Source organism: Deinococcus sp. KSM4-11 (assembly GCF_004801415.1).
Classification (GTDB): Bacteria; Deinococcota; Deinococci; order Deinococcales; family Deinococcaceae; genus Deinococcus.
In genome coordinates this window covers 338,782-351,597 of sequence record NZ_SSNX01000001.1, presented here as the reverse complement: position 1 = coordinate 351,597, position 12,816 = coordinate 338,782, and the positions used below count along the sequence as shown (strand labels likewise).

12 protein-coding genes are annotated in these 12,816 nt (G+C 71.5%); 4 read left to right on the top strand and 8 right to left on the bottom strand.

Annotated elements, in window-relative coordinates:
* The first annotated feature begins 26 nt into the window (after positions 1-26).
* Entirely contained in the window at positions 27-1,241 is a 1,215-nt protein-coding gene (locus E7T09_RS01755; RefSeq protein ID WP_240741563.1) for a lipid-A-disaccharide synthase-related protein, read from the top strand.
* 41 nt (positions 1,242-1,282) lie between these two features.
* Here the strand turns inward: E7T09_RS01755 and E7T09_RS01750 are convergent, their stop codons facing one another.
* The 6 genes from E7T09_RS01750 to E7T09_RS01725 all read right to left on the bottom strand — a co-directional run bounded on the left by E7T09_RS01750 (position 1,283) and on the right by E7T09_RS01725 (position 8,240).
* On the bottom strand, positions 1,283-1,534 hold the full coding sequence (locus E7T09_RS01750) for an M-like protein (protein ID WP_136387414.1): 252 nt from the start codon (positions 1,532-1,534) through the stop codon (positions 1,283-1,285).
* A 68-nt stretch (positions 1,535-1,602) separates the two neighbouring features.
* Entirely contained in the window at positions 1,603-2,715 is a 1,113-nt protein-coding gene (locus E7T09_RS01745) for a DUF58 domain-containing protein (RefSeq protein ID WP_136387413.1), read from the bottom strand.
* The gene (locus E7T09_RS01740) at positions 2,712-3,734 is read right to left on the bottom strand and encodes a MoxR family ATPase (RefSeq protein ID WP_136387412.1); all 1,023 of its coding nucleotides are present in this window, start codon (positions 3,732-3,734) and stop codon (positions 2,712-2,714) included. The genes E7T09_RS01745 and E7T09_RS01740 overlap by 4 nt, the downstream gene beginning before the upstream one ends.
* A complete protein-coding gene (locus E7T09_RS01735; RefSeq protein ID WP_136387411.1) occupies positions 3,731-5,182 on the bottom strand; it encodes a DUF4129 domain-containing protein in 1,452 nt (483 codons plus the stop codon). Before E7T09_RS01735 ends, E7T09_RS01740 begins: the two co-directional genes overlap by 4 nt.
* Before the next feature lie 126 nt (positions 5,183-5,308).
* Positions 5,309-6,835 (bottom strand): RNA polymerase sigma factor RpoD, encoded by a 1,527-nt coding sequence (gene rpoD / locus E7T09_RS01730; protein ID WP_136387410.1) that lies wholly within the window; start codon positions 6,833-6,835, stop codon positions 5,309-5,311.
* 208 nt (positions 6,836-7,043) lie between these two features.
* Positions 7,044-8,240 (bottom strand): class I SAM-dependent methyltransferase, encoded by a 1,197-nt coding sequence (locus E7T09_RS01725; protein WP_136387409.1) that lies wholly within the window; start codon positions 8,238-8,240, stop codon positions 7,044-7,046.
* Between the two features lie 313 nt (positions 8,241-8,553).
* On the opposite strand from E7T09_RS01725, the gene E7T09_RS01720 reads away from it, so the two are divergent.
* The gene (locus E7T09_RS01720; RefSeq protein ID WP_136387408.1) at positions 8,554-9,219 is read left to right on the top strand and encodes a ribonuclease HII; all 666 of its coding nucleotides are present in this window, start codon (positions 8,554-8,556) and stop codon (positions 9,217-9,219) included.
* A complete protein-coding gene (locus E7T09_RS01715; protein ID WP_136387407.1) occupies positions 9,216-9,758 on the top strand; it encodes an MOSC domain-containing protein in 543 nt (180 codons plus the stop codon). Before E7T09_RS01720 ends, E7T09_RS01715 begins: the two co-directional genes overlap by 4 nt.
* Here the strand turns inward: E7T09_RS01715 and E7T09_RS01710 are convergent.
* Both E7T09_RS01710 and E7T09_RS01705 read right to left on the bottom strand, forming a co-directional pair.
* On the bottom strand, positions 9,755-10,564 hold the full coding sequence (locus tag E7T09_RS01710) for a GNAT family N-acetyltransferase (RefSeq protein ID WP_168734655.1): 810 nt from the start codon (positions 10,562-10,564) through the stop codon (positions 9,755-9,757). The two genes, E7T09_RS01715 and E7T09_RS01710, sit on opposite strands and share 4 nt — an antisense overlap.
* Before the next feature lie 124 nt (positions 10,565-10,688).
* Positions 10,689-11,546, bottom strand: a complete 858-nt coding sequence (locus tag E7T09_RS01705) for a helix-turn-helix transcriptional regulator (RefSeq protein WP_136387405.1) — start codon at positions 11,544-11,546, stop codon at positions 10,689-10,691.
* Positions 11,547-11,640: 94 nt separating this feature from the next.
* Between E7T09_RS01705 and E7T09_RS01700 the strand changes: the two genes are divergently transcribed.
* Positions 11,641-12,816 carry an MFS transporter gene (locus tag E7T09_RS01700; protein ID WP_136387404.1) on the top strand — a complete coding sequence of 392 codons (1,176 nt, stop codon included), beginning with the start codon at positions 11,641-11,643 and terminating at the stop codon, positions 12,814-12,816.

Below are 12,816 nucleotides of genomic sequence, written 5' to 3'. Positions count from 1 at the left end.
CCCACGGTGACCGGTATGCTGCCCGCGTGTCCGCCGCTGCGTCCGCTCCTCGCCCCGCCGCCCTGTTCGTCTCGAACGGGACGGCCGAAGACCTGATCGGGGCGCGCCTGGCCCAGCAGCTCGGAAGCGGCTGGGACGTTCGCTACTCTCCGCTGGTCGGCGCTGGAGAGGCGTACGCGCGGGTCGGCGCACGCCGGGTCGGGCGGGTGCTGACCCTGCCGAGCGGCGGGTTTCCCTTCGGGAGCGTGGAGAACCTGCGCGCAGATCTCAGGGCTGGACTGATCCGGGATTCGCTCGGCCAGTGGACGGACGCCGTGCGCGGTGCCCGGCAGGCGGGCGCAGTGGTCGTCGTGGGCGACGCGTATGCCCTGATGGTGGGCAGTCTCGCCGCGCGGTGGGCCGGAGTGCCCCTGGTTCACGTGCAGCCGCTCCTCAGCGCGCACTACCTGGAGGGCCTCGGCCTGCGCGGGGCGCTGCGGGAACTCAACGCCCTGGGCGCAAACCGCCCCATGGAGTATGAACTCGCGCTGGCCCGCCGGGCGGACGCCGTGTTCGTGAGGGACGCGGTGACCGCCCGGTATTTCACGGAGAGGGGTGCACCGGCCCGGTTTGCCGGGAGTTTTGCGATGGACGTCCTTCCGGCCCCAGAACGCGCCCTGCCCGACCTGGATGGCCGTCCGGTGCTGGCACTGCTGCCCGGGTCGCGCGGGGATCACCGGGAGAGTCTGCCGCTCATGTTGCGCGCGGCTGCGCACCTGCCGGACGTGCAGGCGCTGGCCGCGTGGCCGCACTCCTGGGAGGACGTGACCCTTCCCGACGCCTGGAGGCTGCACGTTGAGGATGACGGGACAGCCCACGCCGAGGAAGAGGGCCAGTCGGTAACCCTGCTGCGCGGCGCGTTCGGTGCCGTGGCCCGCGCGGCGGACGTCGCAGTGGGCACGGCGGGCACCGCGAACGAGCAGCTGGCCGGGCTGGGTGTGCCAGTCGTGGCCTTTGCCACCGGTGGTCCCCAGTTCACGCCAGGGTTTGCACGCCGTCAGGGTCGCCTGCTGGGCGCGGCCCTGACAGTCGTACCCGCCGATCCGAACGCCGTCGCAAGCGAGGTGAGGGCGCTGTTGACCGACGGACGGCGGCGGGCCAGGGCAGCGCGGGCTGGCCTGGAACGGATCGGGCCGGGCGGCGCGCTGCCGGTGATCGCGGCAGAAGTCAGCCGGCTCGCTCTGGGGGAACGGGCCGGCTGATTCGGGAACGGCCGAGTTCAGCCGCTAAAGATTCCTGACGGTTACTTGTCCGCGTCGTCCTCGCCCATGTTCGTGCTGGGGGGATCGCTGGCGTCCATGCTCTGGGCGACAGCCACGTCCTGTTTGTCCATGCCGCGTTCCTTGTATTCGCCCGGCGCCTTGCTCTCGGCATCCACGGTCGCGTCGAGTTCGCCCTGCTGATCCGTCCGGCCCATGAACTGCAGATCGACGTTGCTGACCTGATGGTCGCTGACCTGCTGGTCGCTGGGGCGCTTGTCGTCGTCGTGGGTCATGGAACCACGGTAGCAGGGCCGTGCGGGCGCTTGTCTGAGCGCTTCCTTCATGTCATGAAGACCGCCGGTCAGGCGCCGAGGTTCAGCACGCTCTGGTTGCCGCGCAGCACATACACCAAGATGCCCGCCCCGGCCAGCGCGCCGGCCTGACGCTCCAGGTCGCGCACCATGTCCGGCAGGCCCGCCCACTGCCGGCGGGGCGTCTCGCCGGGTTCCAGATAGAAGCCCTCCGGCAGGGCCACAATCACCACGCGGCTCGCGTGGGCGCGGGCATGCATGGCCTGCTCGATCAGGGCCGGGCGCGGGCGGGCGGTCAGGATGAACAGGTTGCCGCCCGCGCGCGTGTGCGGGATGACCGGATCACCGGGATTCAGGGCCGCGCGGGCCAGCAGCCGCAGGGCGCCCTGCACAGCGTCCGGGGTGGTGCCCGCCGGAGACGCGCTGCCGGGCAGGGCCACGGACACGGGTAGGGTCATGGCAAGCGCTTCCTGCACCAGGCTCGCGGCCAGGCGCACGGCGCTCTCCAGGTAGACGTCGCCGCCCGCGCCGGTGTCGAGGTAGATGGTCACGGAACTCGCGGCAGTGCGTTCCGGTTCGCGCACGGTGAGGGTGCCGGTGCGGGCGCTGAGTTTCCAGTGCACGCGGCCCGGCGGGTCGCCGCTGACGTACTCGCGCACGCCGCGCAGGCTCAGGGGATCGTCGAGCCCCAGGCGGCGGCTCAGGCCGCCCTCGCTGAGCAGGGGGCGCAGCAGGTCTGGCAGCACGAGGCCGTGCGTGCCGGGATAGACCAGCAGGCCCTGCGGGGCCGGCACGGGCATGGCGTGCCAGAACAGGCCGAGCGGATCTGCCCAGCGCAGCGTGGCGCCCGGCCAGGCATGGACGCCTCGGCGGTTCAGGTCGAGGGTCGTGTGGAAGTCCACCGCGACCGTGCCCATCCCCGCGCCGACCAGCGTGACGGGCATGTCCGGCACCACGGTGCGGGGGGTGGGATCGTCCAGCGCGAAGCGCAGCGGCAGACGCGTGTGCAGTTCCACCCGCACCCCCAGTGGCACGCGGCTGCCCTGGAAGGCCCGGTCCGGCAGGTCGCGGCTGAGCGTCACACCCGGCGGCACGCTGTAGGCCAGCCACACCACGGCGGTCAGGAGCACGATCACGACCAGCCAGACCAACAGCGTGGTCATGGCCTGGGGAGCTCCTCAGCCGGGACAGCGCGGGCCGGATCCTGGCCGATCACGCTCTCCTCGACGGGCACCGGCACCGCGCGCAGCACCTCGGTCACGATGCTTTCCGGCGGGGTGCCCTGCAGGCGGGCCTCGATCTTGAGGGTCAGACGGTGGGCGAGCACGGCGGGCGCGGCCAGTTGAATGTCGTCCGGGATAACGAACGTCCGGCCATCCAGCCACGCGAGGGCCTGCGCGACGCCCTGCAACGCCAGACTGGCGCGCGGACCGGCTCCGAGCACCACCATCGGATGCCGGCGGGTTCGCGCGCACAGCGACGAGAGGTACCACTGGAGGTCTTCCGCAACGTGAACCGCCCGCACCTGCCCCTGCGCGCCGAGCAGGTCGTCCGGCGTGGCGACCGCCTCCAGGGTGGTGATCGGGTGCTCGGTGCGGAGCCGCGCGAGCATCTTCACCTCCTCCTCGGGGGTCGGATAGCCCACGCTGGTTCGGAGCAGGAAGCGGTCGAGTTGCGCTTCCGGCAGGCGGTACGTGCCCTCGTGCTCGATGGGATTCTGCGTGGCGATCACCACGAATGGTGCGCGCAGGGGCCGGGTCACGCCGGACTCCGTGACCTGCCCTTCCCCCATGGCTTCCAGCAGCGCGGACTGCGTGCGCGGCGTGGCGCGGTTGATCTCGTCGGCCAGCAGGACGCCGGTGAAGATCGGGCCGGGCACGAACTCGAACTCGCCCGTGGCGGGCCGGTACACGCTGACGCCGGTCACGTCGCTGGGCAGCAGATCCGGCGTGAACTGCACGCGCGCGAAGTCCAGGCCCAGGCTGCGGGCCAGGGCGCGGGCCAGCATGGTCTTGCCGGTGCCAGGGGCGTCCTCCAGCAGCAGGTGCCCACCCGCGAGCACGCCCGCGAGGCACAGCCGCGTCACGTCTTCCTTGCCGACCAGCACGCGGGCGACATTCTCCAGCACGCGGGCAGCGAAGGGCGGAACCGTGTGGAGCAGGTCAGGGCGGGTCATGGTCATGGCGTTCCTTTGGCGTCCGCCGGGCGGGGCGGGGGCAGGGTGGGAATGATCACGCGCAGCTCGGTCAGGGCGCGTTCGGCGGTGCCGGCCCCGGTCTCCGAGACCTGCGCACCGTAGCGCACGGGAGCATACACGCGGGCGAGCGCGGCCAGCGGAGCGCGCAGCAGCGGGGCATCGCGGCCCAGCCGCGCCGCGTACGAGAGGGGTGACTCGGCGGGCAGACGCGAGCGGCCGGTGGCCTCCAGCGCCGCCTCCGCCGCCCGCCACGCCCGGCGCACGCGGTGCAGCGGCGCCGCCGGACGACCCGGCTCCAGGGACTCCGCCGCGTCCTCCAGCGACAGCTCCGGCAGGTCGTCCGGTGCTTCGTCCCGACGTGCGAGAAAAGCGGCCACCGTCAGACCCGCGAGCAGCAGCACACTGACCGCGACCATCACATTCATCAGCAGGCTGAGGTCGAGCGTGCGAACCGGCACGTTCAGGGAAGGCACCTGGCTTCCCAACGCCGACCCTCCGCGTACGGCGACACTGCCAACGGCCCCGCCACCCCCCCCAGAGGAGATGGACAGCAACAGGGCCGCGCCCAGGCCGACCAGCCCGCCAACGATGAGGCCGATGGCCATCAGCCGCTCGACCAGGGTCGGGGGAACCCCCACCGCGCGCGGACGGGCCCGCCACAGCAGCGAGATGCCCAGGCCGACGGCGGCCATCAACACCAGTTCCAGCGGCAGCATCGAGTGATCCAGGGTGATCTGGAGGGGCGTCTGCGCCACCGACGGGTTCAGCGTCGTGCGGGGCCGATCCAGAACGGGTTCAGCCGCAGGAGGAGGCACCTGCACTGGCGCTCCCGCCGTGGGCACTGGCTCGAGATGCCGGGTCACCATGGCCCAGACGGACGGACCGCGGGGCAGGAGGGCCATGAGCAGCGTGACCCCTAGCAGTCCCATTACCGGCCAGCGCCACGCGGCCGCGCCCGGCGCGACATGCCACGCGGCGGGCCGGTCATCCTCGGTGGGCCGGGCCAGCGCGCCGCCGGCCAGCGCGGGCAGCAGCAGCGCCTGCGGGGCCAGCAGCCCCAGCCCGAGCGGCACGAGCAGGCCCGACCGGTGCCCGGCCTCGATCCGGGTGGCGCCCAGGTGCAGGAGGATCACCGCGATCAGACCCAGCAGGGCCGAGGCCGCGAGGCCGATCAGTTCGCTCTGGCTGCCGTGCAGCACCGAGCCGGCCTGTAGCGCCGACCCACCCGCCACCACAAGCACGCCCAGCAGCAGGCGGCCGTGCACCCACTCGGCCGAGCGGACACCGAGCGCGTACACGCCACACAACAGCGCCACCTGCACTGAGGGCAGCAGGCCCGCAAGACACAGGGGCAGCAGCGCCAGACCGTACGGCCTCCACTGGGCCGGATCTGAACCCGACCGCGCCGGATCAGTGGCGGCCGGAAGGCTCAACGGGACGCTCCTGCGGGGGATGTGGCCATGCCCGCTCAGGATACGGTGCCCATCCACAGGATGCCCGCCGCACGAAATGACGACCGCCCCGGCCACAGGGCACGGGGCGGCGTGAAGACACTGGATTCAGTCGAGGAAATCGCGGAGCTTGCGGGTCCTGCTCTCGTGGTACTTGAGTTTGCGCAGCGCCTTGTTCTCGATCTGGCGGATGCGTTCACGGGTGACGTTGAAGCGCTGCCCGACCTCCTCCAGCGTGTGCTCGCGGCCGTCCACCAAGCCCTTGCGGAACTTCAGCACCATGGCCTCGCGCTCGGTGAGTTTGCTCAGGGCCTTCTCGAGTTCCTCGCTCAGCAGCGTCTTGGCGGCGTTGTCGACCGGGGAGTCGAGGTTCTCGTCCGGGATGAAGTCCCCGTAGAACGAGTCCTTCTCGTCGCCGATCGGGGTTTCCAGCGAGACGGGCTCCTGGCTGACCTTCTGCACTTCCTCGACCTTGTTCGCGTCCCAGCCCGGGCCCATCGCCTCGGCGATCTCCTCGTAGGTGGGTTCGCGGCTCAGTTCCTGCTGGAGCTGCCTCGCCGTGCGGGTGAGTTTGTTGATGGTCTCGACCATGTGCACCGGAATGCGGATGGTGCGCGCCTGGTCGGCAATGGCGCGGTTGATGGCCTGCCGGATCCACCACGTGGCGTAGGTGCTGAACTTGTAGCGGCGGCGGTACTCGAACTTCTCGACCGCGCGGATCAGGCCTTGGTTGCCCTCCTGGATCAGATCCAGGAAGCCCAGGCCGCGCCCGGTGTACTTCTTGGCGATACTGACCACCAGGCGCAGGTTCGCTTCGATCAGGCCCTGGCGGGCGGCGGCGCCGTCCTCGGTCTGACGCATCAGGCGGCGGCGGCCCCGGTCGTCCATGTCGAGGTCTTCTTCCAGCACCTTGCGGGCTTCCTCGCCCTCCTCGATGCGGCGGGCCAGCGCGATTTCCTCTTCCAGCGTCAGCAGCGGAACGCGGCCGATCTCGTGCAGGTACTGCCGCACGGGGTCGTTGCTGACCGCGCGGGGCATGTCGTCGAAGTATTTCTCCTCGTCGTCTTCCTGCGCGGCGGCGGCCGGAACCGGGCTGTCCGCGTCGATGTCGTCGCTGTCCTCGTCCTCGTCCTCGTCGAGATCCTGCACCTCGATGTTGATGGACGCCAGGTACAGCTGCATGTCCTCGAAGGCGTCCGGGCTTTCCGGGTCGAGGCCGTTCGCCTCGAGGGCCGTGGCGAGCGCGGTGGCGATGTCCTCGCTGGCGAGCGATCCGGCGGCCTTGCCGCTCTTGAGCAGTTCCTGGATGCTGGGGTGGGCGTAGTAGGGCTTCTCGGCAACGCCGCCCTTGCTGGGCGCGGCGGCCTTCGCGGGTTTCGAGGCCGCCTTGGCTGCCTTGGCGGGAGCGGCGGGTGCAGCCACGCCGTCGGCCGGGTCGGCCTTCGCCTTCGCGGCCCGCGCGGTGGGCTTGGGAGCTGCCTTGGCCGCCGGGGCCTTCACGGGAGCGTCCGTGGCGCTGGCGGGTTTGGTGACGGGCTTGGTCGCTTTGGTGGCCGCCGGGCTGGCAGCGGACGCCGCGACGGTGCCCTTGGGCGTGGCCGCGACTTTGGTACGGGTTCGGGTGGATTCTGCCATGCGGCCTCCTGCGGTCGGGCGTGGAAAGGGTGATGTGAAGCGGTTTCGTCCGGCAATGGAACGCGCCGGGCACCGGAACGCGTCAGTCTAGCAAACCCGTTCCGTTCCGCCGGGACGAGGACACAGTGCACGGAGCACGGAGAGCATCGATCCGGGGATCAAGGAATACGAGGTGCGGAGCGTGGAAGTTCCCGGCGTGCCCGGGCGTTCAGGAACGCGTGGCCAGCAGCACCTTGAAGCCCGCGTCCCGTATGAGTTCCCGCACGGGTCCGACGGCGGCGAGGGCGGCCTCGTACGGCAGCGGCTCGTTCGCGACGACATACAGGCGTCCGCCGGGCCGCAGTCGGCGGGCGGCGGCCGCGATGAACTCGCGGGCCACGTCGAGCACCACGCCGCGCCCCACATGGAAGGGCGGATTGGTGAGGATCACGTCGAAGCGGCGCTCGCCCAGGTTCACGTCCACGTCCGAGTGGATGACCTCGCCCCCCACGCCGCTGGCCGCCAGGGTGGCCTCGGCGCTGCGGACGCTCGGCAGGTCGGCGTCGGCCAGCGTGACCTGCGCCCCGCGCCGCGCCGCCCACGCCCCGATCAGGCCCGCGCCGCACCCCAGGTCAAGCACCGCCTGGCCGGTCAGGTCGAGCGGCTCCAGGTGGTCGAGCAGCAGCGCCGTGGCCCGGTCGGGTTTCGCGGCGCTGAACACGCCGGGCAGCCCGATGACGGTCACGCCATACGCGTCGTAGCGCTCGGGTTCAGGCGAGGGGGGCGTGGGGCCGGGCCGCCGGATGAGTTTTGCGACGCGCATGCCACCGTCGCGGGCGATCGTCTCCCCGGTGCCGAAGGCCGTGCCCGCCGCGCGCACGTAGCGGTCGAAGCCCTTGTCGCGGTCGCCCGCGATGTACAGCGCGCCGCCGGGCGGGGTGTTGGCGTGTGCCCACGCGACTTGCGCCTGTGCGTAGGCGTTCCCCCGGTCTCCGGCGAGCACCAGGGCCACCGTGCGGGCCCGTTCCGGCCAGCGTTCCGTCAGGGCATCACCCGGCACTGCCGGTATGGGGTCAAGCCCAGCGGCTCTCAGGGTGGCCAGCGCCGGGGCCGAGCCCTCGACGGCCCGCAGGGTCACGCCCGGCAGGCTGGCCAGCAGGCCGCCCATGGCCGTCAGGTCAAGGACGTCGCCCGTCACGCGGGCCTTGCGCATCGTCTGCGCCAGCAGGGCCTGGGCGTCGTCGATTCCGGGGAACCCGCGCACGCCGGGTTTGGTCAGGGCGCGCAACCCGTCGAGCCCTGGGGGCAGCAGGGCGGGCCGCACCTCGGCGTACGGCCCGGCGGGAGAACCGGCGTCCGGGTCGCCGCCCCGCCGGGTTCCGGGAGGGCGGCTGAGTTTGATCTTCTGCTTGCGGCCCGACGTCATGCCCTCCCATGTATCACATGCCCGGCCTGCACTGGGCGGCTGCGGTCAGATGGACTGGCCGGACTCGCCACCAGCGGTGAATTCCGGCCCAGGCGGCCGCTTCCCTGAACGCCATCTAAATCGATTCACATGCGGCGCAGGTTCGCACGCTTCATAGTGAGGGCGTCCCACAACCAACTTGGCCGCGTGATGCCAGTTCCACCGCCCCGCTGAACAGGCGGGGCTTCACTTGTTGGGGCCTGGATGTCGGACGGATCCGGCGGCACGCGCTGCCTTCCTAGCGGTCACCCGGAGCGTCTGCTACCGTCCCGGTATGACGAATCCGTCGGTGACGCCGGACTGGGCGTTCGAGCGGGAGCACTGGCGGCGCGGGTATTTCCGCGTGGCGGGCGTGGACGAGGCCGGGCGGGGCGCGTGGGCTGGACCCGTGACCGTGGCGGCGGTGATCCTGCCGGGCACCGCGCTGGACTACCCGTTCCGGGACAGCAAACAGCTGACGGCCGGGCAGCGCGAGGAGTTCGCGGCGGAGGTGCGGCGGGTGGCGGTGGCGTACGCCGTGGAGCACGCCTGGCCGGACGAGATCGACCGCCTGAACATCCTGGGGGCCACGCACGCAGCGGCCCTCCGGGCGCTGGAGCGGCTGGAGCCCAGACCGCAGGCGCTGGTCACCGACTACCTGAAGTTGCGCGTGGAGATGCCGCTCAGCGCCCCCCCGCGGGCCGACGCGCTGAGTTACTCGGTGGCGGCCGCCAGCCTGCTCGCCAAGACGGAACGCGACCGCGTCATGCTGGAACTGGACGCGCAGTATCCCGGCTACGGCTTCGCGGGACACAAAGGGTACGGTGCGCCGGCCCACCGCGCCGCCCTGAACGACCTGGGCGTCAGCGCCGTGCACCGCCGGTCGTATGCCCCGATCCGGGCGCGGCTTGGAGCTCCCTCTCCCCTGTTCGCCGTGCCGCCATCCCAGGAGGATGCATGACTCCGACGGTCGTCGGCGTGGCCTCGGACGGCACGCACCGCTTTTCCAAGGAGCCCCGCCGCGTGATCCGCCTGCTGGCCGGGCTGGGCGTGGAGGGCGACGCGCACGCGGGCGTGACCGTGCAGCACCGGTCGCGCGTGCGGGCCGATCCGACCCAGCCGAACCTGCGGCAACTGCACCTGATCCACGCGGAACTCTTCGACGAGGTGGCGCGTCAGGGCTTCACCGTGGCTCCGGCCGACCTGGGCGAGAATGTCACCACACGCGGCCTCGACCTGCTGGCCCTGCCACGTGGAACCCGTCTGTACCTCGGCAAGGATGCCGTCGTCGAGGTCACCGGCCTGAGAAATCCCTGCGCGCAGATCGACGCCTTTCAGCCGGGACTGCTCCGGGCCGTGCTGGACGAGGACGGAACCGGCACCCCGGTGTTCAAGGCGGGCATCATGGGGGTGATCGTGCAGGGCGGCGAGGTGCGGCCCGGCGACGACATCGCCGTGGAGTGGCCGCCCGAGCCGCATGAAGCGCTGAAGTGGGTTTAATCGCCTGCAGGACGTTTCTGAATGGCGAGCTGCACCTCGGTGGCCGTGAAGCCCACGCTCTCGTACAGCGCCTGCGCGTGGTAATTCGGATCGGCCACGATGACCAGCGTGCGGGTGCCCAGGTGCTCGCGCGCCCACGCGGCGGCCGTATGGACGAGCGTGCCCGCCAGGCCACGGGATCTGGCCTCGGGATGCGTCTCGACACTCTGGTACCGGGCCACGCCCTCACCAGCGTCAAAGATGCCCAGGCCACAGAGCATGGTGCCCGTATCATCAAACGCCCCGAGCAGCGCGCCATGGCCCGCTTCCTGCGCCCGCCGGTACGACGCGAGTTTGAGGGTGCTGAACTCGCGGTACCCGGTTTCCTCGTGGCCGGACGGATCGGCGGCGTTCACGGCCATCCGCAGGGCGTGGGCGCTGGCCCAGTCGGCCTCCGTGGCCAGCGGGCGAAAGGTGGCGTCCGTGTTCAGGCGGCGGGGCGGATGGGTCACCTCGGCGGTCAGCACCGTGTCGTGCATGACCTGGTAGCCGGCCGCCCGGAAGTCGTCGGCGGCGCCCTCGTTCCCGTCCGGCGTGTCCACACCGAAGGCGCGGTGATGGGCGGCCGAATGATGGTTCTGGAACTGCGTTTCCCAGCGGTCCAGGTCGCCGGGCAGGGGCGGCGCGGGCATCAGCAGGAAGTTGCCCCACCAGAACCCCTGGTTCTGCGGTGAACGGATCACGGTCAGGGTCCCCTCCCGGGTTACGACGCTGCCCTCGTGACGGCGCAGGGCAAGGTCTGTGAAGTAGGCCAGAGAGCGGGTCATTGCCTCAGCGTACGGGCGAGCTGGTGGAGCCGGCATCGGCCAGGTGGCCTGCCGCCCAGGGACTGCGGTCGACATCCCCGGCCCGGAGCGTGTCGCTGGGCGCTGGTCGGACGTGGAGAACAGCTCAGTCAGCGGCGAGCAGCCGCCTCAGCTTCTCCGGCGTGTCCCAGTCGGGAAGGGCGTTGTACACGATGATCCGCAGGTGCGGGGCGTCCGGAACGCGCAGGATCAGGTGTTCCATGATCATGCGGCCGGCGGTGGGATGCTGGAAGTCCTTGAGGCCGTCGGCGTTGCCCTTCACGTCATGCCTGGCCCACAGGCGGCGGAAGTCGGGGCTGCGGGCACTGATCTCCTCGATCAGTTCCGTGAACCACGGGTCGTCGATGTGAGGGGCACTGTCGGCGCGGAACTGCGCGAGGGTGGCGGCGGCGGCGCAGGGCCAGTCGGTGTAGAAGCTGCGGCGGCTGGGATCCAGGAACAGGCGGCGCAGCACATTCCGGTCTTCGGGCGCGCGGTGGGTGATGTCGCCGAACACGGCCTCGGCGGCGCGGTTCCAGGCGACGTAATCCCAGCGGCGGCCCAGGACGCTGGCGGGGCGGTCGTGCAGGCCCTGGATGAAGCGCTGCACGGCGGGGGGCACGTCCTCGCGGGGCACGTCGCGGATCGGGGCGGGCTGGCCGGACAGGGCGAACAGGTGGGCGCGTTCGCCGGGGTCGAGGCGCAGGGCGTCGGCCAGCCGGTCGAGGAGGGGCGCGGAGACGCGGATATCGCGCTGCTGTTCGAGCCAGGTGTACCAGGTGGTGCTGGTCTGGGCGAGCATGGCGACTTCCTCGCGGCGCAGGCCGGGCGTGCGGCGGCGGCCACCCTGGGGCAGACCGACCGTTTCGGGATCCAGGCGCAGGCGGCGGGAGCGCAGGAAGTCCGCGAGTTCCGCGCGCCGTGGGGCCGGGCTGCTGGCAGTAGGCGGATCAAGGGTGGTCATGGGCACCTCGGAGGCTCGCGGAGCATGGGGGAAGGAGCAGTACCAGGATAACCAAACCCTTGTACCCCCATAAGCTAGCGCGCATGCTCACGCCATGCCAAGGTCTCTGTGGATCCTCGCCCTGGGAAATTTCGCGGTCGGAACAAGTGCGCTCGTCATTGCCGGCCTGCTCGGCCTGCTCTCCGCCGACCTGGACGTCCCGCTCGGTTCGGCCGGCACCGTGATCACCGCCTACGCCCTGACCTACGCCCTGAGCGCCGTGTTGCTGGGCAGCGTCACCGTCCACGTTCCCCGCAAGACGCTACTGCTCGTGGGACTGGGACTGTTCACGCTGGGAAACCTGGCGGCGGCCCTTGCGCCGTCGTTCGGCCTGCTGCTGCTGGCGCGCGGCCTGTCCGCCGTGGGCGCGAGCCTGTTCACACCGGTCGCGTCGGGCGTCGCGGCGGCCCTGGTCACGCCGGACCTGCGGGGACGGGCGCTGGCGCTGGTGTTCGTGGGCATTCCCGTGGCCACCGTGCTGGGCATGCCTCTGGGCACCTGGATCGGCGGCACCTTCGGATGGCGCGTGGCCTTCTGGCTGGTCGTGGCGCTGAGCATGCTGGCCTTTGCTGGCATTGCGGCGCTCGTCCGGCCCGTGGCCGTCACGCCGCCCACCACGCCCTGGTTCGCGCTGGTGCGCCGCCCGGCCCTGCTCCGCACGCTGCTAGTCATGGGCCTGCTGTACCTGGGGCAGTTCACGGTGTATCCGTACCTCGTCACGGCGCTGCGCGGCCTGACGGGCCTGGACGCCGGGGGAATCACGTTGATCCTGCTGCTGTTCGGCGCGGCGGGCCTAATCGGGAACGCGCTGGGCGGGCGGCTCACCGACTTCTGGAGCAGTCCGGGCACGCTGCGCCTTGGGCTGGCCCTGGCCGCCGGGGCCATGCTGGTGCTGCCGCTGGTGCTGGGCAGCGAGTGGGGGGTAGGCGCGGCCGTGCTCGTCTGGGGCGTCGGCGCGCTGATGGTCAATCCGCCGCAGCAGTCCCGCATCGTGGAACTCGCTCCGGACGCCTCGGGCGTGGCCCTGGCGCTGAATGCCAGCGCCCTGTACGTGGGGCAGGCGCTGGGCGCTCCTCTGGGCGGGGCCTTCGCGGGCGCGCACCTGGCGCAGCTCGGGTACCTGGGCGGCGGGGTCGTGCTGCTGGCGCTCCTGCTGGCCGCGTGGCCGGTCACGCCGCTACGGCCGCGCGACGGTGAGCCGCACCTGCGTATTTCAGCGGGTGCCCGCTAG

Coding starts and splice junctions, on each gene's coding strand:
- E7T09_RS01745 (WP_136387413.1), bottom strand. CDS start 2,715: ATGACCACGCTGTTGGTCTGGCTGGTCGTGATCGTGCTCCTGACCGCC.
- E7T09_RS01750 (WP_136387414.1), bottom strand. CDS start 1,534: ATGACCCACGACGACGACAAGCGCCCCAGCGACCAGCAGGTCAGCGAC.
- E7T09_RS01700 (WP_136387404.1), top strand. CDS start 11,641: ATGCCAAGGTCTCTGTGGATCCTCGCCCTGGGAAATTTCGCGGTCGGA.
- E7T09_RS01725 (WP_136387409.1), bottom strand. CDS start 8,240: ATGACGTCGGGCCGCAAGCAGAAGATCAAACTCAGCCGCCCTCCCGGA.
- E7T09_RS01720 (WP_136387408.1), top strand. CDS start 8,554: ATGACGAATCCGTCGGTGACGCCGGACTGGGCGTTCGAGCGGGAGCAC.
- E7T09_RS01710 (WP_168734655.1), bottom strand. CDS start 10,564: ATGACCCGCTCTCTGGCCTACTTCACAGACCTTGCCCTGCGCCGTCAC.
- E7T09_RS01705 (WP_136387405.1), bottom strand. CDS start 11,546: ATGACCACCCTTGATCCGCCTACTGCCAGCAGCCCGGCCCCACGGCGC.
- E7T09_RS01740 (WP_136387412.1), bottom strand. CDS start 3,734: ATGACCATGACCCGCCCTGACCTGCTCCACACGGTTCCGCCCTTCGCT.
- rpoD (WP_136387410.1), bottom strand. CDS start 6,835: ATGGCAGAATCCACCCGAACCCGTACCAAAGTCGCGGCCACGCCCAAG.
- E7T09_RS01715 (WP_136387407.1), top strand. CDS start 9,216: ATGACTCCGACGGTCGTCGGCGTGGCCTCGGACGGCACGCACCGCTTT.